Consider the following 20,808-nt stretch of genomic DNA (forward strand, 5'->3'; position numbering starts at 1 on the left):
TCTACACCCAACCCGCCCAACACCAATACGCTCAATCCGGTGCAGCCCTGCTGCGCCGTGCCGCCCGCCTCCGGTAAGATCGCCCGCATGCTCGCCAATGTGTCTCGTCCTTCGCTTGCCGACTGCCGGCGCTTCGTGCGGCGCTGGCTGATCCGCTACGCCGTCATCATCGTCATCAATACGTTGATCGCGACGGTGCTGGCGTTCGGCATTCGCCCGGAAGAGACGTTCTGGCAGGACTTTGTCTTCAGCCAGTCGATCGGGCTGTCAATGTTCACGCTGATCGGCATTCCGCGCCATGCGCTCTGGGGTGACGGGCCGCCCAGCAAGAAACTCTTTCCGTGGATCGTCATCGGGGCCGTGCTGATCGGGGTGCCGCTGGGGCAGTGGATTGCGCGCACGATTCTCTGCCTGAACGGCAATAGCGCCATGCCGTGGCGCGCCGACAGCCTGCGCATGAGTTTCATCATCGCCATGCTGGCTGCGCTGGGTGCGACGTATTTCTACTGGTCGCGCGGCAAGCTGGCGGCGTTGCAGCGTCAGGCCGCGCTTGATGCGCTGGAGCGTGAAGAGGCTGAGAAGCAGGTCGTGCGTGCGCAGCTCATGGCGCTGCAGGCGCAGATCGAGCCCCACTTCCTGTTTAACTCGCTGGCACACGTCGATGTGCTGATCGCGCGGGACCCGGCTGGCGCGCGGCGCTTGCTGCAGCACCTGATCGGCTTTCTGCGTACCTCGCTTTCACATGCCCGCGCTGAGCAATGCACGCTTGCGCAGGAGTTTGCGCTGCTGCGCGCGTATCTCGACATCCAGGCGCTGCGCTTCGGCAACCGGTTGCGGTTTTCGGTGGCGTTGGACGATGCCATCGCTAACATCGTCATCCCGCCCATGCTGATTCAGCCGCTGGTGGAGAACGCCGTCGTGCACGGCATCGAGCCCGCGCGCGAGGGCGGCGAGATTGCGCTCTCGGCCCGCCTGGCTGCCCACAACGAGGGCGAACGCCTTGTGCTGGAGGTGCGTGATACGGGCGTTGGTTTTGGCAACGATGGCGCCAAGGGTTCGGGGCTTGGCCTCACGCATGTGCGTGAACGCCTGTCGCGCTTGTTTGATGGCGATGCGCGCCTGACGATTACCGAAACCGTGCCGCACGGCGTGACAATCATCGTCGAGCTGCCACTCGCACGCGAAGCGACCGGTGCGCCCGCCCAAGCAGATGCCCCCGAATGGCGCTGCTGCTTTTCCCAATCTTCACGCCCTGCCACCAACGCCGCGTTGTCTTCGCGCGCGTCCGCCGGAACCTGATCGATGCCAGTGTCCCCACGTTTGCTCATTGCCGATGACGAACCGGCGCTGGCCGACAACCTCGTCGCCGAGTTGGCTGCGCTCTGGCCCGAAGCCATGCTGCTGCCGGCCGTGCACGACGGGCAATCGGTGCTCGACGTGATTGACGATGCGGCTCAGAGGCAGGGGCCTGATGTCGTCTTTCTCGACATCCGCATGCCGGGGTTGTCGGGCATTGACGTGGCGCGTGAGCTATCGGATCGGGAAGATCGTCCGCTGGTCGTGTTCGTCACCGCGTACGACCAGTTTGCGCTCGATGCCTTCGAGCAGGCCGCGGTTGACTACGTGCTCAAGCCCGTGCAGACCGAGCGCCTGGCCGAGACCGTCAAGCGCCTGAAGGATCGGCTGGGCGCGCGCCTGAACGATAACGCCAACGCCGCTGCCAACCCCACCGCTGACCCCGCACAGACGCTGGCCGAACTCGTCGAGCGTCTCGCAGGCCTGCAGGGTGCTGCGCAAACGCGTGCAACGCCGCAGGGCGGCTATCTGCGCTTCATCAAGGCACTGGTCGGGCAGGAGGTGCGCTTCATCCCCGTGGATGACGTGATCTATCTGGAAGCCACTGACAAGTACGTGAATGTGGTTGCCGGCAGTGGTGAGTCGCTCATTCGTACGAGCCTGCGCGACTTGTTGACTCAGCTTGACCCCGAACACTTCTGGCAAGTGCATCGCGGTACGGTGGTCAACGTGGCGCATGTGTCGAGCGCCGTGCATCTGTCGCTGGGCCGCCTGGGTTTGAAGATCCGAGGGCGCACCGAGACGCTGCCGGTCGCGCGGCAATACGCGCATTTGTTCCGGCAGATGTAGTCGACAGCAAGGCGGGTTCCGCTATGATCCGTTGTGTCGTCAACGGATCGAGAGCGAGAGTACCCGCCATGGAGACAGCCGCCGCACGCCCCGCCAGCATCGTCGCCGAGCCACGCCACGGCGGCCAGATTCTTGTTGACGCGCTTGTCGCCCATGGCGTTGACATGGCCTTCGGTGTGCCGGGCGAGAGCTACCTCTCGGTGCTCGAAGGCTTCTACCAGCGCCGCGACCGCGCACGTTTCATCGTCTGCCGGCAAGAAGGCGGCGCCGCCAACATGGCTGACGCCTACGGCAAGCTCACCGGCCGCCCCGGGATCGTCTTCTGCACGCGCGGGCCGGGCGCCACCAATGCCAGCATTGGCGTGCACACCGCATTCCAGGACTCCACGCCGATGATTCTGTTCATCGGCCAGGTCGGCCGTGATTTTGCCGATCGCGAAGCCTTTCAGGAAATCGACTACCGCCGCATGTTTGGCCAGATGGCCAAGTGGGTTGCGCAGATCGATAGCGTCGAACGCATCCCCGAGTACATTGCACGTGCATTCCAGACCGCCACCGCCGGCCGCCCCGGCCCGGTGGTGCTGGCGCTGCCGGAAGACATGCTGACCGAGGTTGCCGCCGTGGCCGATGTGCCGCCGATGCCCCGCGCGATGGCGTGGCCCGGCCCACGCGATCTCGCCCAACTGAAGACGCTGTTGCAAAACGCCGAGCGCCCGATGCTGCTGCTGGGCGGTTCCGGCTGGACCCCGCAGGCGGCCGCCCGCATGCAGGCTTTTGCCGAGCGCTGGAACTTGCCCGCCGCCTGCGTGTTTCGCCGGCAAGACCTGTTCGACAACCGTCACCCGAACTACGCGGGCGATGTCGGTATCGCCATCAACCCGAAGCTGGCGGCGCGTGTGAAAGAAGCGGATGTGGTGCTCGCCATCGGCCCGCGCTTGGGCGAGATGACGACCTCCGGCTACACGCTGTTCGATGTGCCGCGCCCGAAGCAGACGCTCATCCACGTGCATGCCGGCGCTGAAGAGCTGGGGCGCGTCTACCAAGCCGATCTGATGATTCATGCATCAATGGCGGCGATTGCAGAAGCGCTCGAGGGCGTTGCGCCCCAAGCGTCTGATAGGCCACCGCGCTGGTCCGCCTGGACCGAAGCCGCGCACGCGGAGTACCTCGCCAACATCGTGCCGCCGCCGTTTAACGGCCAGGGCATCGACATGGCCCGCGCCATGCAATGGTTGCGCGAGCGCTTGCCGCACAACAGCATCCTGACTAACGGAGCGGGCAACTACGCGACGTGGCTGCATCGCTTCTATCAATACGGCGCGCTGGCGAGCGGCACGCGTACGCAGCTTGCACCGACCAGCGGGGCGATGGGCTATGGCGCACCCGCCGCCGTGGCCGCCAAGATTGTCTGCCCTGACACGCCCGTCATCTGCATGGCCGGCGACGGCTGCTTCCTGATGAACGGCCAAGAGCTGGCAACGGCCATGCAGTACAACGCGCCGGTGATCTTTATCGTGGTCAACAACGGTATGTACGGCACCATCCGCATGCACCAGGAACGCGAGTACCCCGCGCACGTGAGCGGCACTGAACTGCGCAACCCGGACTTTGCCGCGCTGGCGCGTGCATATGGCGCGCAAGGGCATACGGTGCGCTCGCTCGAAGGTTTTCAGTCCGCTGTGGAGACGGCGCTCGTGGCGCCCGTTGCCAGCATGATTGAAGTGCAGACCGATCCGAATATCATCAGCCCGCGCGCGACGATTGATTCGTTGCGTGCCCAGTCGCGCAGCTGATGCCGTTTTTGATTTTGCCAACGCCAATCCACCCATTGCCATGACGATGATTCCCGTGACCGACTTGTGCGACATGCACGAAGACAAGCTGGTGTACGGAAGCCTGCGTGTGCTCACGCCGGTGTTCCGCAGCTATGGCAAGCGCGCCGCGTTTGCCGGCCCCGCTTCCACGCTCAAGGTGTTTGAAGACAACGGCCTGGTGCGTGCCGCGCTGGAAGAGCAGGGCGCGGGCCGCGTGCTGGTGATCGATGGCGGCGGCTCGCTGCGCTGCGCGCTGGTGGGCGGCAACCTTGGCAAGCTGGCCGAAGAGAACGGCTGGGAAGGCATTCTGCTCAACGGTTGCGTGCGCGATACGCGCGAGCTGAGCGAATGCAATGTGGGTATCCACGCGCTGGCGGTGCATCCGCGCAAGAGCATCAAGAAGAACGCCGGGCAACGTGAAGTGGGCGTGCAGATGCCCGGTGCCTACATTCAGTCCGGCGAGTGGATCTATGCCGATGAAGACGGCGTGCTGGTTTCGCAGGATGTACTCGAATGAATCACGCTAACGCCATCCACGTATTCGTCTACGGCACGTTGCGTGCAGGTGAGGCGAATGACCTGCGCGTTGCCGCCGCCAACCGCGGCATTCCCGAGCCAGAACTGCTGGGCACCGCCACGCTGCACGGGCGCCTGTACGACTTCGGCGCCTACCCCGGCCTCGTGCTGGACCCGACCGGCACCGCTGTGCGCGGTGACGTATACCGCATCGATGCAGCGCTCGTCCCTGTGCTGGACGAGATCGAAGCGGTCTATCCCGGCGGCGATGCGCTGTTCCTGCGTGAAAACCACGCCGTCATGCTGGGCAGCGAGCCGGTTGATTGCATCGTCTATCCGGTCAGCGCGCAGCACATCGCGGGCCGGGCCGTAATTACGGGCGGAGATTGGGTCGCGCATCGGCTGACGTTAGGCTGATTCCGACAGGGACGATAGACGGACAATGTCCGGCGCTTGTGAACGCCAATGCTTTGCGGCGAGCCAGGCGGTGAGACCTTCGGGTCTGCCGGTGTCTAGATGGCCGGTCTGCTAACGCTGTCGTCAGGCCCGCCACCCTCGGTTAGTAGAGCGACAGTCCTGAGCCCACACGCAATCAACGTGAACGCCGCGCCTGCGGCGTTTTTTTGTGCGCATGCAATGTGACGGTCAGATGTCTGCAATTTTTCATAATGCGGAAAGACTTTTTGGTCCGCAAAAATTGCGCATCGCACAGCACCATGACTGCCTTTCATGATGGGAAAAATCTTTCCGCATCATGAAACATGAACGCTAAGTCAATGAAAAGTAAAAAATAAAACTTTCCTCCTGTATCGATGTTCTCCTTGCTGCGTCGCACTGCGCCTCCCTACACTCTTATATAAGACATATGACTTGAGCCATTCGGCAGCACCCCAGGAAGGTGCCAGCGGCTCAAGGCGCAGAGTGAGTTACCCGGTTTTCATTTGATGGATGCGATCAAACAGGAGAGTGCGATGTCACGCGAACTCGAAGTGCAGAAGCTGCAAAAGGATTGGGATACCAACCCGCGTTGGAAGGGCATCAAGCGTGGTTACACCGCTGAAGACGTCGTGCGCCTGCGCGGCTCGCTGCAGATCGAGCACACGCTTGCCAAGCGTGGTGCCGAAAAGCTGTGGGACTTGATCAACAACGAGCCGTTCGTCAACGCACTGGGCGCGCTCACGGGCAACCAGGCCATGCAGCAGGTCAAGGCGGGCCTGAAGGCGATCTATCTGTCGGGCTGGCAAGTTGCGGGCGATGCCAACAGCAACGGCGAGATGTATCCGGACCAATCGCTGTATTCAGTAGATTCGGTGCCCAAGGTCGTCAAGAAGATCAATAACACGTTCCAGCGCGCTGACCAGATCCAATGGTCGGAAGGTAAGGACGACATCGACTTCTTCGCCCCGATCGTGGCGGATGCAGAAGCCGGTTTCGGTGGCGTGCTGAACGCGTTTGAGCTGATGAAGGCCATGATCGAGGCGGGCGCGGCGGGCGTGCACTTTGAAGATCAACTGGCTGCCGTGAAGAAGTGCGGCCACATGGGCGGCAAGGTGCTGGTGCCGACGCGTGAAGCCGTGAGCAAACTGGTGGCTGCGCGTCTGGCTGCCGACGTGATGGGCGTGCCGACCGTGCTGATCGCCCGTACCGATGCGGAGGCCGCTGACCTGCTGACCGCCGACGTGGATGAAAACGACCAACCGTTCTGCACCGGCGAGCGTACCGTTGAAGGCTTCTACCGCACCAAGCCTGGCCTGCAGCAAGCCATCTCGCGCGGCCTGGCCTACGCTGAAGTGGCTGACCTCGTGTGGTGCGAAACCGGCAAGCCGGATCTGGAATATGCCAAGAAGTTTGCCGAAGCCATTCACGCCAAGTTCCCGGGCAAGATGCTGGCCTATAACTGCTCGCCGTCGTTCAACTGGAAGAAGAATCTGGACGACGTCACGATCGCCCGGTTCCAGAAGGAACTCGGCGCGATGGGCTACAAGTTCCAGTTCATCACGCTGGCCGGCTTCCACGCCCTGAATTACTCGATGTTCAACCTGGCCTACGGCTATGCCCGCAACCAGATGAGCGCTTTCGTCGAGCTGCAGGAAGCCGAGTTCAAGGCCGCGGAAAAGGGCTTCACCGCGGTCAAGCACCAGCGCGAAGTCGGCACGGGCTACTTTGACGCCGTGACGCAGACCATCGAGCGCGATGCGTCCACCACGGCGCTGAAGGGCTCGACTGAAGACGAACAATTCTTCGAAGAAACGGCGCAAGCCAAGAAGGTTGCCTGAGATTGCCGACGCATCCGGCATCCAGGTACCTGGGCCGGCCGTGCTGACCACACGCCGGCCTCTCGAACCGCGTCCCGTGAGTGGCGCGGTTTTTTTATGCGCGCTTGAAAAGCGATTCCAGATCCAGCGCCAGCAAGCCAAGTGTCAAGGAGAAAAAAAGCCGCCTGAAAAGGCGGCTGGATAGCGTGTTGGCGGGATGAGCGTCAGCGATAGACAATGACCGGGATCTCGGTATGCGTGAGCACCTTCTGCGTTTCGCTGCCGAGCAGCAGCCCCGCCAGCCCGCGCCGGCCATGCGACGCCATGAAGATGACGTCGCAGCCATGGCGCTCGGCCGCATCGATGATGCCCATGTACGGCACGGCAAAGCAACTCATGTCGGTATTGCAATTGATGCCGGAGGCGCGGGCGGCGTCTTCCACGTCCTTGAGCACCACGCGCGCCTGGGCTTCAACGCGCTCCTTGAACGCCTGCGGGGTCTCTACGACGATCTCTGAGAAGGGCGTGTACGGGTATTCCTCCAGGCAGGTGTACGCGGTCAGGCGTGCACCCAGCGTCTTGGCAAAGTCGAGCGCGCCCGCCACCGCCTTGCGCGACAGCTCGGAACCATCGGTTGGGATGAGGATGTGCTGGAACATGCGGCCTCCTGGAGTGGGTGGGATGCGGCGAAGACGTCGTTGTCTTGATTGTAGGCCGCAAGCGGTGTTTCCTCCACTCGGGAGTGATGGCTAGTCCATCCCGATGAGGGCGTCGGCTCGGCGCCAGTAGGCCGGGTTGCCGTACGTGTTTTTGAGGAAGTCGATAAACAACCGCACGCGCAGCGGCAGGTGCTTGCGCTGCGGAAACACCGCGTGAATGCCGATCGGGGGCGCTTCGAACGCGTCGAGTACCGTCACCAGCTTGCCCGTCGCGATGTCATGCCCGACTTCCCACCACGAGCGCCACGCCAGGCCATAGCCTTGCAGACACCACTCGCGCAGCACGGCGCCGTCCGTGCACTCCATCGTGCCCGACACCTTCACGGTGACGGCCTTGCCGCCTTGCTGGAACACCCAGCCGCGCTGCACGTTGGCGCTGGCGCCAAAAGCCAGGCAGTTGTGGCCCGAGAGTTGCTCCACCTGTGTCGGCACGCCATGACGTTCCAGATAGCTGGGTGCGGCCACCACGACGCGGCGGTTTTCCCACAGGCGAATCGACACGAGGCTCGAGTCGGGCAGATCACCCAAGCGGATGGCGCAATCGAAGCCTTCATTGACGAGGTCGACCACGCGGTCGCCCAGGTCCAGCGTAATTGACACATCCGGATGTGTTTCCTGGAAGTCCGGCACCATCGGCGCGACATGGCGGCGGCCAAAGCCGGCAGGTGCCGTCACACGCAGATGCCCGCTGGCCTTTACGCCGCCGGCCGAGACGCTGGCCTCGGCGTTGTGCAGGTCGTTGAGAATGCGCTGTGAGTCTTCCAAAAATGCCGAACCCTCAAACGTGAGCGTGATGCGCCGTGTCGTACGCACGAGCAGCTTCACGCCCAAGCGTTCTTCCAGCGCGTCGATGCGGCGTCCGATGATGGCAGGCGCCACGCCTTCAGCAGCGGCGGCGGCGGAGAGACTGCCGCGCGTAGCGACGGCGACAAAGGTTTCGAGCTGCTTGAAATGATCCATGCCGGATGTATACCGTGGCAAGCGGAGCCTGCGGGATTGTGACGAATATAAAGGTTATCACTCGTCATTCCGCTGGTAAAAGTTAAAGATCATGTGACCATTGCCGTCTTTGTGCGCTGCGTCACCTTTTCTACAATGGCCCTCGTTGCGAAGGTCAGCAAAGCATTCTGCGTGATAGAACGCGTGAGTGCGCCATCTTCGGGTCCGTGGAGCTTCTGATGCATTCGATTCGCGCGGTGGTCTTTGATGCCTATGGCACATTGTTCGACGTGTACTCGGTGGCGGCGCGCGCCGAGCAGCTCTTTGCCGGCAAGGGCGAAGCGCTGTCGGTGCTGTGGCGCGACAAGCAGATCGATTACACGCGCATCCGTTCGCTGGCCGATCCCACGGGCAAGTATTACAAGCCATTCTGGGACATCACCGTCGATGCGCTGCGCTATGCGGCGGCACGGCTGGGCTTGGCGCTTTCGGAGCACCATGAGGCCACACTGATGCGCGAATACGCGTGCCTGTCTGCCTTTCCCGAAAACGTACCGGCGCTGCGCCGCCTGCGCGAGCTGGGCTTGCCGCTTGGCATCCTCTCCAATGGCAACCCGCAGATGCTCGACATTGCCGTGAAGAGCGCAGGCATGTCGGGGCTGTTCGACCATGTGCTGTCGGCCGATGCGGTGAAGCTATACAAAACGGCGCCGCAAGCCTACGCGCTGGCACCGCAGGCCTTTGGCGTGCCGGCCGAGCAGATTCTTTTCGTGTCGTCCAACGGCTGGGATGCCTGCGGAGCGACGTGGTACGGCTTCACAACGTTCTGGATCAACCGCCTGGGGCATCCGCCCGAGGCACTCGACGTGGCGCCCACTGCGGCCGGCCACGACATGCGCGATCTGCTGCAATTCGTGCAGGCAACACAAGCGACGTAAGGCACTTCCTATCGGTCCAGTCATAGGACCGAACCCGTTCAACCCTCACATCATCCTCTGGAGAAAACCATGGCGCTCACGCTGCCCCAAGGCATGGAGATCAAGGCCGAGATTCTTCCGGCCTACGAAGACATTCTGACCCCCGAAGCACTGGCGCTGGTTGCCAAGCTGCACCGTGCCTTCCAGCCGCGCCGCAAAGCGCTGCTGGCCGCCCGTGTCGAGCGCGCCCGCCGCCTGGACGCCGGCGAGCGCCCGGATTTCCTGGCTGAAACGAAGGCTGTGCGTGAAGGCGACTGGAAGGTCGCGCCGATCCCGCAGGCGCTGCATTGCCGCCGCGTGGAAATCACCGGCCCGGTGGATGCCAAGATGGTCATCAACGCGTTCAACTCGGGCGCGGACAGCTACATGACCGATTTCGAGGATTCCAACTCGCCGAGCTGGCACAACCAGATTCAGGGCCAGGTGAACCTGAAGGCCGCCATCCGTCGCACGCTCACGCTTGAGCAGAACGGCAAGACCTACAAGCTCAACGACAAGATTGCCACGCTGCAGGTGCGCCCGCGCGGCTGGCATCTGGACGAGAAGCATGTGCTGATCGACGGCGAGCGCGTCTCCGGCGGCATCTTCGATTTCGCGCTGTTCCTGTTCCATAACGCCAAGGAGCAAATTGCGCGCGGTGCAGGCCCGTTCTTCTACCTGCCGAAGATGGAAAGCCATCTGGAAGCGCGCCTGTGGAACGACATCTTCGTCATGGCGCAGAACGAGATCGGCCTGCCGCAAGGCACGATCAAGGCGACCGTGCTGATCGAAACCATCCTCGCCGCGTTCGAGATGGAAGAAATCCTGTACGAACTGCGCGAGCACAGCGCTGGCCTGAACGCCGGCCGCTGGGACTACATCTTCTCGTGCATCAAGAAGTTCAAGGTGGACAAGAATTTCTGCCTGGCCGACCGTGCCAAGGTGACGATGACCTCGCCGTTCATGCGCGCTTATGCGCTGCTGCTGCTCAAGACCTGCCACAAGCGCGGCGCGCCCGCTATTGGCGGTATGAGCGCACTGATCCCGATCAAGAACGATCCGGAGAAGAACGCCATCGCCATGGCCGGCATCATCGGCGACAAGAAGCGCGATGCGACCGACGGCTACGACGGCGGCTGGGTGGCCCACCCGGGTCTGGTCGAGCCCGCCATGAAGGAATTCGTGGCCGTGCTGGGCGACAAGCTGAACCAGTTCGAAAAGCAACGCCCCGACGTGGAAGTGAAGGCGGCCGACCTGCTGGACTTCCAGCCGGAAACGCCCATCACCGAAGGCGGCCTGCGCATGAACATCAACGTCGGCATCCACTACCTGGGCGCCTGGCTGGCCGGCAACGGTTGCGTGCCGATCCACAACCTGATGGAAGACGCCGCCACCGCCGAGATCTCGCGCTCGCAGGTGTGGCAGTGGATCCGCTCGCCCAAGGGCAAGCTGGAAGACGGCACGAAGGTCACGGCCGAGCTCGTGCGCAAGCTGATCCCGGAAGAATTGGCCAAGGTGAAGGAGACGGGCGCGGTGGGCCACTTTGACCGCGCTGCCACGATCTTCGAACAAATGTCGACGTCGGAAGACTTTGCAGAATTCCTGACGCTGCCGCTGTACGAAGAAATCTGAAGCTAAGCGACGCCTGAGTCGCAGAGAGAACGCCGGCTGGGGCAACCCGCCGGCGTTTCTTCATTTCGCCGTTGCCGCGCGATAATGCTCGGAAATCTTGCGGAGGCCGCTTTGCGCTTTGAACACCTGGTGGAAGTCAACGATCCACTGAACCCCCTTATTGATGCACTCACCCTCAACCAGATCTGGCAAGGCTTGGTGCTGCGCGTGCACGAACAGACCGAATTCGTCGAAAGTTTGGACGCGTGCATCATCACCGCCGAAGGCGAAGGCTGGGTCGAGCGCGAACTGGTTTTCGGCAAGGCACGCATTCAAGACCGCGTGACGCTGGAGCCGCACAAGCGCGTGACCTACACCACGGCTGCCACCGGTGAACACGCTGGGGGCTCGCTCACCATGACGATCGAAACGAACGAGGCCAACGGCGCGTTCATTCGCTTCGTCTATGACACCACGCTGCCCAACGCCGATGAAACCGGTGACACGCGTTACGCCGAGATCGTCAAATCCGCCTACCGCGAATCGGACATCGACACCGTGCGCCGCATCCGCGAGATTGCCGCTACCGGCCGCCTGGGCTGACGTGTCCCGCCCGACCGGTGCTGGAGGAGGCGCCGGGCCGGGTTTGTCCCCTGAGTCGTCTCACACATCACGACAACGAGACCATGACGACATTCACGCCCACCCTGGAGGCCCTGCGCGCGCGTTACGGCGAGCGCTTCAAGTGGCTTGTGCTATTCACGCTGATGGTGGGCGCGGTGTCGTCCGTCATCTCAGCCACCATCGTCAATGTGGCGATTCCCGATCTGAGCCGGCACTTCGTGCTTGGGCAGGAGCGGGCGCAATGGGTGTCGGCCAGCTTTATGGTGGCGATGACCTTGTCGATGCTACTCACGCCGTGGCTGCTGCTGCGTTTCGGGCTGCGGCGCACATTCATCGGCGCGTTGCTGCTGCTGGGCTTGGGCGGCTTCGCGGGCGGCTTGTCGCCCAATTACGGCGTGATGATCGCCATGCGGGTTGTGGAGGGCATTGCCGCCGGCATCATGCAGCCGCTACCCAATATTCTGATCTTGCGCGTGTTTCCCGAGCGCGAGCAGGGCAAGGCGTTCGGTTTGTTCGGCTTTGGCGTTGTGCTGGCACCCGCCGTGGGGCCGAGCGTGGGCGGTTTCCTGGTGGAGCTGTTCGGCTGGCGCTCGATCTTTTTCGTGGTGATGCCATTCACGCTGATCGGCTGGGCGATGGCGCGGCGCTTCATGGCGATCAACTCGTCGATGGCGGGTGAGCCCAAGCCCCTTGATTGGCGCGGCCTGCTGCTGATCGGCGGTGCCACGGTCACGCTGCTCAACGGGCTGGTTGCGCTGCACAGTGACGCCACGCACGGCATTGTGCTGATGTTGGTATCGGGCATATGTGTGGCGGGGTTTGTCTTCTGGCAGCGACGGGTGGAGTCGCCCTTGTTGAACCTGCGGTTGTTCAGCTACCGGCAGTTTGCGATGGGTGCGGTGGTGGCGTTCATCTACGGCGCGGGGCTGTATGGCTCGACGTATCTGGTGCCGGTGTATATGCAGGTGGCACTGGAATACGCACCGTCGCGCGCGGGGCTGGTGTTGCTGCCGGCCGGGCTGGTGCTGGCCGTGACGATCATGCTGGCCGGACGGCTGACCAACCGTATCGAGCCTTTCCGGCTGGTGTCGTTCGGGCTGGTGGCACTGGCGATGTCGTTCTTCCTGATGGCGACGAACACGCGCGCCACCAGTTACCTGCTGTTGATTGCCATTGCCATCGTCGGACGAGTTGGCCTTGGTTTCGTGCTGCCATCGCTCAGTCTGGGCGCCATGCGCGGCGTTGATTTCACGTTGATCCCGCAAGGTTCGAGCGCGGTCAATTTCCTGCGTCAGTTGGGCGGCGCGATCGGGGTGTCCGCCACGGGCATTTTCCTGCAATGGCGGCTCGCCACGCGCGGCATCGAGGCGGTGCACGGTGCGGCGGTCGACCCGGAGGCGCGCATCCTCGCATTCGACGAGACCTTTATCTTTCTTGGCACGCTGTGCGCACTGGCGGTGCTGGCTGCCTGGCGCATGCGCCGGCAAGACGTGCCGTCGGCCATTCCTGCCGCGCAATAAAAAACCGGGCGCGGGGCCCGGTTCTTTGTCTGGCGGTTGACGATCAGGTCGTCGCGCCGCTCTTCAGTTCTTCGACGAGGTCGATGTACTTCTGCTTGGCCTCGTCCTGCGAGGTGCCTTTCAGGCCTTCCCACGCTTCAAACTTGTAGCGGCCAACAATATCGGTAAAGCCCGGCTTGTCGCCGTGTGCGTCGCCTTCGGCGCCTTGCTTGAAGAGGGCGTACAGACGCAGCAGCGTCATGTTGGCGGGACGCTCAGAGAGGCCCTTGACGTCGATTTGGGCTTGGTCGAAACGGGCTTGCAGGTCGCTCATGATGGTTCCCGGCTAAAAACAATGGTTTGGCGATGATAGCGCCGGGGTTGTGCCGCAGGGTCGTTTGAATTCGAGGATGGCTTCGGTTTTCTGCTGGATTTTCCACATGGGCGGCCCAGGGTTTGGACATTCTGGCGGCACACCAGCCGGTACAATGCCGCCATGCCCTGGATACTTGCTTTCGATACTTCCACCGAGTTCTGTTCCGTTGCCCTTGGTGACGGCGCGCGCACGCTATTCCGCCATGAACACACGGGTCCGCGCTCCAGTAGCCGTGTGCTGCCGGCGGCTGCCGAATTGCTGGCAGAGGCTGGCATCGCTCTGGCTGATTGCGCGGCGATTGCCTTTGGCGCGGGCCCAGGCTCGTTCACTGGTTTGCGCACCGCGTGCGGCGTGGCGCAGGGTTTGGCGTTTGGTGCCGATCTGCCGGTGGTGCCAGTCAATTCCCTTGTTGCCTGTGCCGAACAGACGCGCGCAACGTTGCCGGCCGGTACGGCCGTGACCATCGCGCTCGATGCGCGCATGGATGAGTGCTACTGGGCCAGCTTCGTCCCCGCCGATGCGGCGCAGGATGCCTCCGGCTGGCATGCGCTGTCCGCCATCCAGGTGAGTGGGCCGCACAGCGTGGCTGCGCCGTCGCAACCGTATTGGCTGGCGGGCAATGCCGCTGCAGTGTTTGGCGATCAACTGAGCATTGCCGCAGGTGCCGCCGCCGTGCTGCCCGAGGTGGCGCCGCACGCCCGCGAGATCATCGCGGTGGGTCTGCGTTTGCTGGCGGCCGGTCATACAGTGCGCCCGGAAGACGCGGCGCCGCTCTATGTACGTGACAAGGTCGCGCTCACCATTGAAGAGCGACAGGCCGTGCAGCAGGCCAAGGCCGCTGCGGCAGGTGCGCAGCCATGAGCCTGATCGACAACGCGCTGGCCAGCGTCATCACGCAAACGCCGTTGCCTGCGGGCTGGCGCGCGGAGCGCATGACGGCACTCGATCTGACCGGCGTTGCGGCAATCGAGCAGACAGCGTTTCCGTTTCCATGGTCGCGCGGCAACTTCGAAGATTCACTCAAGTCCGGCCACCTCGGCATTGTCCTGCGCGATGGCCGCAACGAGGTCGCGGGTTACCTGATCCTCATGCCGGTGGTCGATGAGATGCATTTGTTGAACGTGACCGTTGCGCCGGCGTGGCAGCGGCAGGGGTTGGGGCATTGGCTGCTGCGCCTGGCTGCGGCACTCACGTTGGTGCATGGTTTCTGCAGCCTGCTGCTGGAAGTGCGCCCGTCCAATACCGGCGCGATTGCGCTGTATCACCGTGTCGGGTTTGCCGAGATCGGCCGGCGCAAGCGCTATTACCCGGCTGAGAACAACACGCGCGAGGATGCGCTCGTCATGCGCATGGTCTGTGAGGCGAGTGGGGTGGAGGCAGCATGAATCGTCGATCCCGGATGCTGGAGGCGCTGGGCGTTTCCACCGAATGGACGTTGCGCGGCGCAGAACCCGTCGAGGTGCAGGCCGCTGAGGCATCTGAGGTTGTTGTTGCCGAGTCGGTCGTGGTGCAGGCCGTTGCGGTTGCGCAGGAGCCTGCTGTGGCTCGCGGTGAAGCCCCGGCTGAGGCTGGTGCTCCGGCTGGCGCCGCCTTGCCACGCGCCCAACGTATCGCAGGCTTTGACTGGGTGCAGCTTGAAGATGCCGTCGCCAACTGCACCTCGTGCAAGCTGTGCGAGCGCCGCACGAATACCGTCTTTGGCGTGGGCGACCGGCAGGCGGAATGGATGCTGATCGGTGAAGCGCCTGGCGAGAACGAAGACAAGCAGGGTGAACCGTTCGTCGGTCAGGCCGGCAAGCTGCTCGACAGCATGTTGCGCGCCGTCGGCTTGTCGCGTCAGCCGGGTGAAGGCGGGGGCGTGTTTATCGCCAACGTGCTCAAATGTCGCCCGCCCGGCAACCGTGATCCGGAGCCGGATGAAGCCGCGATGTGCGACCCGTATCTCAAACGCCAGATTGCGTTGGTCAAACCGCGCATCATCGTCGTGCTGGGCCGCGTTGCCGCGCAAAACCTGCTGCAGACGCAGACACCCGTGAGCAAGCTGCGTGGCAGGGTGCACGAAGTCGAAGGCGTACCGGTGGTGGTGACGTATCACCCTGCGTATCTGCTGCGCACCCTGACCGACAAGGCCCGTGCATGGGAAGACCTCTGTCTGGCGCGCAAGGTCTATGCGGAGCGCGGCGGCCAGTAGCGCACTTGCCGCCACTGCTGCCAAGCGGGCACTGCGTCAGTGGTGCTTGTCTTCGCCGATGAGCGCGGCGGTGTGGAACAGCTTTTCATTGACACGATGCCGACGCATCACCAGCGCCATCGTCACGCAGACGAAGATGCCGAACGACACGATCACCACGCTCACGGATACGTTCAGCTTGATGAGCAGCGCGTACAGGCACAGCATCAGCAGCACCGAGACGTTTTCATTGAAGTTCTGCACCGCAATCGAGTGACCTGCAGAGAGCAGCACGTGCCCGCGGTGCTGCAACAGCGCGTTCATCGGCACCACGAAGAAGCCCGACATGGCGCCCACGATCATCAGGAACAGATAGGCGATCAGCATGTACAGCGGCAGCTTCATCTCGCCGATGTGGAACGTGATTTCGGGAATCGTGTGCTTGGTGTAGAACGCCATCAGCATGACAACCACGCCCATTGCCACGCCCACCGGCAGCACGTCGAGCGAGCGGCGCAGCGGTATCTTCACGGCGGCGGCCATGGCGCCTGCAGCGACGCCCACGGCCACCACGGCCTGCAGGATGGCGCCCTGCGAGAGGTTGAGCTCCAGCGATTGCTCGGCCCACTTCAGCACGATGAACTGCAGCGTGGCGCCAGCACCCCAGAACAGCGTCGTCACTGCCAGGGATATCTGGCCCAGCTTGTCGTGCCACAAAGCGTTGAAGCAGTCGGCAAACTCCGAAATGAGGCGTACGGGGTTTTTCTCTTGCTGCGGATAGCGTGCGCCGGTATCGGGAATCCGCGTGTTGAACAGCGCGGCAATCAGGTAGATCGCCATGATCACCAGCATGGCCGCTTCGGCCGGTGTGTCGATGCGCTCCAGCCCCGGAATGTCGAACGAGAGCAGCCATGCCGACACGTGTTTGGAGATCAGCGCGCCGCCCAGTACGGTACCGAGGATGATCGAGCCGACCGTCAGGCCTTCGATCCATCCGTTGGCAGCGACGAGTTTTTCCGGCGGAAGCAGCTCAGTCAGGATGCCGTACTTGGCTGGCGAATACGCCGCCGCTCCGAAGCCGACCACGCCATAGGCGAGCAGCGGGTGCAGGCCGGTGAGCATCACGCCACAACCGAGCAGCTTGATCGCATTGGTGATGAGCATCACCTTGCCTTTGGGCCGGGAATCAGCAAACGCGCCTACGAAGGCGGCAAGTAGAACGTAAGAGAGCACGAAGAACAGCTTGAGCAGCGGGGTCATCCACTGCGGCGCATGCATCTCTGTCAGAAGGGCGATGGCGGCAATGAGCAGCGCATTGTCGGCGAGCGACGAAAAAAACTGCGCCGCCATGATGGTGTAAAAGCCCTTCTTCATACCTTCGAATTCGTCCCCGTAGACCGCGGTGCCATGTTCGTCTTCACGACCTGCCGGCTGCGTGCCGGCACTCGGAAGCGTCCCCCGGGGGTTGCCGGCCAAGCGGTGCGTCGGCTGTTTGGCCACGCAGCGCACAGGTGCGCGGCTGCGGCTGCGATGCCTGTACCCGCGCGGGCTCCCCTGGTTGTGGTTCCCTTGGATGGGCCCCGTTCAGTGCTGCAAAACATGCATCGCCGGGCAACCGCGGGAATCTTCACTGACAGGCGTTCGGGCCATGCGTTCCGCCCGCAGCGTGTTTTGGTCTCGCCTGTTTGCATGATCAAATCGGATGTGACGCCATCGCGCAAAAAGAAGTGGCTGGTGCCCAACTTTCCCCATGCTGGCAGCGCATCACAACTGTTTTCCCATGCCTAAATTGAACGGCTTTATATCATGAAACTTGTGCGCTTCCGGTGACGGCGGCGCACTTTCTTTTTTGGCACGCTGATGACACGCGCGAACCAGTTGGCGTCCTGTGGTCAAATAGAACGCTAACTGCGTGAGGCCGGGCGCACCGGCCCCGTACTGTGTATTTGCTTGTTGCATTGCAGCACCGACGCCGCGCCACGAGCGCGCCATCGCATCCACGTTTTGCAGGTTTGCCGTCATGCCAAGACCCATCCAGGCCGTCATCCACGGCCCAGCACTTGCCAATAATCTCCAGGTTGCCCGTCGCCACGCGCCCAACTCGCGCGTGTGGGCCGTCGTCAAAGCCAACGCCTACGGCCACGGTATCGAACGCGTGTATGAAGGCCTGCGCCAGACCGACGGTTTCGGTCTGCTGGATCTGGACGAGGCCGTCCGCCTGCGTCAACTCGGCTGGCAGGGGCCCGTCCTCTTGCTCGAAGGTTTTTTCAAGCCGGAAGATCTCGCGATTGTCGAGCAGTACCGCCTGACCACCACCGTGCATAGCGAAGAGCAACTACGCATGCTGGAACTGGCCCGCCTGAAAGGGCCCATCAGCGTGCAGCTCAAAATCAACACAGGTATGAGCCGCCTGGGCTTCGCGCCCGCTGCCTACCGCGCCGCGTGGGAGCGCGCCCGAGCCATTTCGGGCATCGGCACCATCGTCCACATGACGCACTTCTCCGATGCCGACGGCCCGCGCGGCATCGACCATCAACTCGCCGCGTTTGAACAGGCTACGCAGGGGCTGCCAGGCGAGGCGTCGCTTTCCAACTCTGCGGCCACGCTGTGGCATCCGAGCGCGCATCGCGACTGGGTGCGCCCGGGCGTGATCATGTACGGCGCGTCGCCGACAGGTGTGGCAGCCGACATTGAAGGTATTGGCCTGATGCCCGCCATGTCGCTCAAGAGCGAGCTGATCGCTATCCAGGACCTGCAGCCGGGCGCGACCATCGGCTACGGCTCGCGCTTTACCGTGGAGCAGCCGATGCGCATCGGCATCGTGGCGTGCGGCTATGCCGATGGCTACCCGCGTCACGCGCCGGGCTGGGATGGCAACCACACGCCGGTGCTGGTCGATGGCGTGCGCACGCATATCGTGGGCCGTGTGTCGATGGACATGATCACCGTGGACCTGGCCGGCGTGCCTGAAGCCCGTGTCGGCACGCCCGTCACGCTGTGGGGCGAAGGCTTGCCGATCGACGATGTTGCGCAGGCTGCCGGCACAGTCGGCTATGAACTGATGTGCGCACTGGCGCCGCGCGTGCCGGTGTCGGTTGAGCCCGTCAGCACTGCAGACGCGAACGAGCTGGGCAAGGCCGCCTGAGCGCGGCACCGCAAATACAAAGATCAAGCGGCTGCCGTTTATGCGCGGCGCCGTAAGAAGGGGGTTGTTTGGCCAAGAGCAAGACGGTCTATACGTGCACCGAGTGCGGCGGCACGGCGCCGAAATGGGCGGGGCAGTGCCCGAATTGCCAGCAGTGGAACACGCTGGTAGAGACAGTCGCGCAGCCGACGTCCGGCGCGGGCGCACGCTTCCAGTCGCTGGCCTCGAGCGCCACGGTGCGCAAGCTGTCGGACATCGACGCGGTGGACGTGCCGCGCTTCTCCAGCGGCATCGACGAATTTGACCGCGTACTGGGCGGCGGCCTTGTGAGCGGCGGCGTGGTGCTGATCGGCGGCGATCCGGGGATCGGCAAATCGACGCTGTTGCTGCAGGCGCTGTCCAACCTCTCGACTGATCGGCGGGTGTTGTATGTGAGCGGCGAGGAATCCGGCTCACAGATCGCACTGCGCGCGCGGCGCCTGGGCGTCGAGAGCCCGAATCTGGCGCTGCTGGCGGAGATTCAGCTTGAGCGCATTCAGGCGACCATCGAGGTGGAGAAGCCTGAAGTCGTCGTCATTGATTCGATCCAGACACTGTATTCGGAGGCGTTGACTTCCGCGCCCGGCTCCGTGGCCCAGGTGCGCGAATGCGCGGCGCAGCTCACGCGCATCGCCAAGCGGCTGGATGTGACGACCATCCTGGTCGGCCACGTGACCAAGGAAGGCGCGCTGGCGGGCCCGCGTGTGCTGGAGCACATCGTTGATACCGTGCTGTATTTCGAGGGCGATACGCATTCCGCCTACCGGCTGGTGCGCGCATTCAAGAACCGCTTTGGCGCAGTCAACGAGCTGGGCGTGTTTGCGATGACGGAACGCGGGCTGCGGGGCGTGGCCAATCCGTCGGCGCTGTTCCTGTCGCAGCATGAGCAGGTGGTGCCGGGCTCGTGCGTATTGGTCACGCAGGAAGGTACGCGGCCGCTGCTGGTGGAGATTCAAGCACTGGTGGATACGGCCAACGTGCCGAACCCGCGCCGCCTGGCGGTGGGCCTGGAGCAGAACCGGCTGGCGATGTTGCTGGCGGTGCTGCACCGTCACGCGGGCATTGCGTGCTTCGATCAGGACGTGTTCCTCAATGCCGTGGGCGGGGTGAAGATCACCGAGCCTGCGGCGGACTTGGCGGTGTTACTGGCGATTCATTCGTCGATGCGCAACAAGGCACTGCCGCGTGGGCTGGTCGTTTTTGGCGAGATCGGTCTGGCCGGAGAAATCCGCCCGACACCGCGCGGCCAGGAGCGTTTGAAGGAGGCCGCCAAGCTGGGTTTTTCGATTGCCGTGATCCCGAAATCCAACGCGCCCAAGCAGGCGATCGACGGGCTGGAGGTGATTGCCGTCGAACGCATTGAGCAGGCGATCGACCGGGTGCGAGCGCTGGAGGCCTGATCGTTCAAAATTTCGCAACGGGTTCGCTGCGCCATCCCAAAACGCGCGTGCCGTTGCGGTGCGATAATCCGCCAACTTTTCTTCACGACTCCTCTGACCTGACGCCGCCATGCAAGCCAACTCGCGCGCCTTTTTCCTGCTGATTGCCGTGATCTCCTTCGGGGTGGTCGGGTATGCGCTGTACCTCCAGCACGTGGAGGGGCTGCAGCCGTGCCCGCTGTGTATCTTGCAGCGGTTCGCTTTCCTCGGGGTGGGGGTGTTCTCGTTGCTGGCGGCGCTGTCGTCGGCTACGCGGTTGCTCTGGCACGGGCTGGGGATGCTGTCGGGTCTGGCCGGCCTGTGCGTGGCGGGGTACCACGTGTCGTTGTTGCTGAACCCCAAGGCGACGTGCGGCATCGACCCGATTGAAAACTGGGTCAATGCGCTCCCTACCGCCAAATGGTTGCCGCAGGTGTTCGAGGCGGATGGGTTGTGCGTCGGGCCGATGCCGCCGGTGCTGGGCCTGTCGGTGCCGGTGTGGTCGCTGATCTGGCTGGTGATTTTGTCGCTGACGCTGGTGGTGGGGATGATCCGCCGCGAGCGCCGTTAAGCTGGGGCCGC

General features: G+C 63.3%; 21 protein-coding genes. 16 read left to right on the forward strand and 5 right to left on the reverse strand.

What is annotated here, in order from left to right; genetic code table 11:
* The first annotated feature begins 87 nt into the window (after nt 1-87).
* From PSUB009319_RS04095 to aceA, 6 genes are all read left to right on the forward strand, one after another.
* Nucleotides 88-1,299 carry a sensor histidine kinase gene (locus PSUB009319_RS04095; protein WP_124381075.1) on the forward strand — a complete coding sequence of 404 codons (1,212 nt, stop codon included), beginning with the start codon at nt 88-90 and terminating at the stop codon, nt 1,297-1,299.
* A gap of 3 nt (nt 1,300-1,302) precedes the next feature.
* Nucleotides 1,303-2,145, forward strand: a complete 843-nt coding sequence (locus PSUB009319_RS04100) for a LytTR family DNA-binding domain-containing protein (protein ID WP_124380974.1) — start codon at nt 1,303-1,305, stop codon at nt 2,143-2,145.
* Nucleotides 2,146-2,213: 68 nt separating this feature from the next.
* Nucleotides 2,214-3,938, forward strand: a complete 1,725-nt coding sequence (locus PSUB009319_RS04105) for a thiamine pyrophosphate-binding protein (protein ID WP_124380975.1) — start codon at nt 2,214-2,216, stop codon at nt 3,936-3,938.
* Between the two features lie 40 nt (nt 3,939-3,978).
* Complete coding sequence (rraA, locus tag PSUB009319_RS04110; RefSeq protein WP_124380976.1) at nt 3,979-4,476, forward strand: ribonuclease E activity regulator RraA; 498 nt, start codon at nt 3,979-3,981, stop codon at nt 4,474-4,476.
* Nucleotides 4,473-4,892 (forward strand): gamma-glutamylcyclotransferase, encoded by a 420-nt coding sequence (locus PSUB009319_RS04115; RefSeq protein ID WP_124380977.1) that lies wholly within the window; start codon nt 4,473-4,475, stop codon nt 4,890-4,892. The genes rraA and PSUB009319_RS04115 overlap by 4 nt, the downstream gene beginning before the upstream one ends.
* Before the next feature lie 554 nt (nt 4,893-5,446).
* The gene (gene aceA / locus PSUB009319_RS04120) at nt 5,447-6,751 is read left to right on the forward strand and encodes an isocitrate lyase (protein WP_124380978.1); all 1,305 of its coding nucleotides are present in this window, start codon (nt 5,447-5,449) and stop codon (nt 6,749-6,751) included.
* A gap of 203 nt (nt 6,752-6,954) precedes the next feature.
* Here aceA and PSUB009319_RS04125 read toward each other — a convergent pair whose 3' ends face one another.
* A complete protein-coding gene (locus PSUB009319_RS04125; RefSeq protein ID WP_124380979.1) occupies nt 6,955-7,389 on the reverse strand; it encodes a universal stress protein in 435 nt (144 codons plus the stop codon).
* A 90-nt stretch (nt 7,390-7,479) separates the two neighbouring features.
* Nucleotides 7,480-8,409 (reverse strand): LysR family transcriptional regulator, encoded by a 930-nt coding sequence (locus tag PSUB009319_RS04130; RefSeq protein WP_124380980.1) that lies wholly within the window; start codon nt 8,407-8,409, stop codon nt 7,480-7,482.
* 218 nt (nt 8,410-8,627) lie between these two features.
* Between PSUB009319_RS04130 and PSUB009319_RS04135 the strand changes: the two genes are divergently transcribed.
* The 4 genes from PSUB009319_RS04135 to PSUB009319_RS04150 all read left to right on the forward strand — a co-directional run bounded on the left by PSUB009319_RS04135 (nt 8,628) and on the right by PSUB009319_RS04150 (nt 13,099).
* Nucleotides 8,628-9,326 carry a haloacid dehalogenase type II gene (locus tag PSUB009319_RS04135; RefSeq protein ID WP_124380981.1) on the forward strand — a complete coding sequence of 233 codons (699 nt, stop codon included), beginning with the start codon at nt 8,628-8,630 and terminating at the stop codon, nt 9,324-9,326.
* Between the two features lie 69 nt (nt 9,327-9,395).
* On the forward strand, nt 9,396-10,976 hold the full coding sequence (aceB, locus tag PSUB009319_RS04140) for a malate synthase A (protein ID WP_124380982.1): 1,581 nt from the start codon (nt 9,396-9,398) through the stop codon (nt 10,974-10,976).
* A gap of 111 nt (nt 10,977-11,087) precedes the next feature.
* Nucleotides 11,088-11,558, forward strand: coding sequence for an SRPBCC family protein (locus tag PSUB009319_RS04145; protein WP_124381076.1), 471 nt, complete (start codon nt 11,088-11,090; stop codon nt 11,556-11,558).
* Between the two features lie 83 nt (nt 11,559-11,641).
* Nucleotides 11,642-13,099 (forward strand): DHA2 family efflux MFS transporter permease subunit, encoded by a 1,458-nt coding sequence (locus tag PSUB009319_RS04150; RefSeq protein ID WP_124380983.1) that lies wholly within the window; start codon nt 11,642-11,644, stop codon nt 13,097-13,099.
* A 43-nt stretch (nt 13,100-13,142) separates the two neighbouring features.
* Here the strand turns inward: PSUB009319_RS04150 and PSUB009319_RS04155 are convergent, their stop codons facing one another.
* The gene (locus tag PSUB009319_RS04155; RefSeq protein ID WP_124380984.1) at nt 13,143-13,412 is read right to left on the reverse strand and encodes an acyl-CoA-binding protein; all 270 of its coding nucleotides are present in this window, start codon (nt 13,410-13,412) and stop codon (nt 13,143-13,145) included.
* 162 nt (nt 13,413-13,574) lie between these two features.
* Between PSUB009319_RS04155 and tsaB the strand changes: the two genes are divergently transcribed.
* From tsaB to PSUB009319_RS04170, 3 genes are read left to right on the forward strand one after another with little or no spacing between them, the layout of a single operon-like run.
* Nucleotides 13,575-14,315: a tRNA (adenosine(37)-N6)-threonylcarbamoyltransferase complex dimerization subunit type 1 TsaB gene (gene tsaB / locus PSUB009319_RS04160; protein WP_124380985.1), complete on the forward strand. Its 741-nt coding sequence runs from the start codon at nt 13,575-13,577 to the stop codon at nt 14,313-14,315.
* The gene (gene rimI / locus PSUB009319_RS04165; protein WP_124380986.1) at nt 14,312-14,839 is read left to right on the forward strand and encodes a ribosomal protein S18-alanine N-acetyltransferase; all 528 of its coding nucleotides are present in this window, start codon (nt 14,312-14,314) and stop codon (nt 14,837-14,839) included. The genes tsaB and rimI overlap by 4 nt, the downstream gene beginning before the upstream one ends.
* Complete coding sequence (locus PSUB009319_RS04170) at nt 14,836-15,645, forward strand: uracil-DNA glycosylase family protein (protein WP_124380987.1); 810 nt, start codon at nt 14,836-14,838, stop codon at nt 15,643-15,645. The genes rimI and PSUB009319_RS04170 overlap by 4 nt, the downstream gene beginning before the upstream one ends.
* Before the next feature lie 36 nt (nt 15,646-15,681).
* Here PSUB009319_RS04170 and lplT read toward each other — a convergent pair whose 3' ends face one another.
* Nucleotides 15,682-16,998, reverse strand: coding sequence for a lysophospholipid transporter LplT (lplT, locus tag PSUB009319_RS04175; RefSeq protein ID WP_124380988.1), 1,317 nt, complete (start codon nt 16,996-16,998; stop codon nt 15,682-15,684).
* A gap of 390 nt (nt 16,999-17,388) precedes the next feature.
* Nucleotides 17,389-17,646 (reverse strand): hypothetical protein, encoded by a 258-nt coding sequence (locus PSUB009319_RS04180; protein WP_124380989.1) that lies wholly within the window; start codon nt 17,644-17,646, stop codon nt 17,389-17,391.
* Here PSUB009319_RS04180 and alr point away from each other — a divergent pair.
* The 3 genes from alr (at nt 17,645) to PSUB009319_RS04195 (ending at nt 20,797) form a co-directional block, all read left to right on the forward strand.
* A complete protein-coding gene (gene alr / locus PSUB009319_RS04185; protein WP_124380990.1) occupies nt 17,645-18,769 on the forward strand; it encodes an alanine racemase in 1,125 nt (374 codons plus the stop codon). The two genes, PSUB009319_RS04180 and alr, sit on opposite strands and share 2 nt — an antisense overlap.
* A 68-nt stretch (nt 18,770-18,837) precedes the next feature.
* On the forward strand, nt 18,838-20,208 hold the full coding sequence (gene radA / locus PSUB009319_RS04190) for a DNA repair protein RadA (protein WP_124380991.1): 1,371 nt from the start codon (nt 18,838-18,840) through the stop codon (nt 20,206-20,208).
* Nucleotides 20,209-20,317: 109 nt separating this feature from the next.
* Nucleotides 20,318-20,797 carry a disulfide bond formation protein B gene (locus PSUB009319_RS04195; protein WP_124380992.1) on the forward strand — a complete coding sequence of 160 codons (480 nt, stop codon included), beginning with the start codon at nt 20,318-20,320 and terminating at the stop codon, nt 20,795-20,797.
* Nucleotides 20,798-20,808 lie beyond the last annotated feature (11 nt).

It is taken from the genome of Ralstonia sp. SET104, from assembly GCF_003851545.1.
In the GTDB taxonomy this organism is placed as follows: Bacteria; Pseudomonadota; Gammaproteobacteria; order Burkholderiales; family Burkholderiaceae; genus Ralstonia.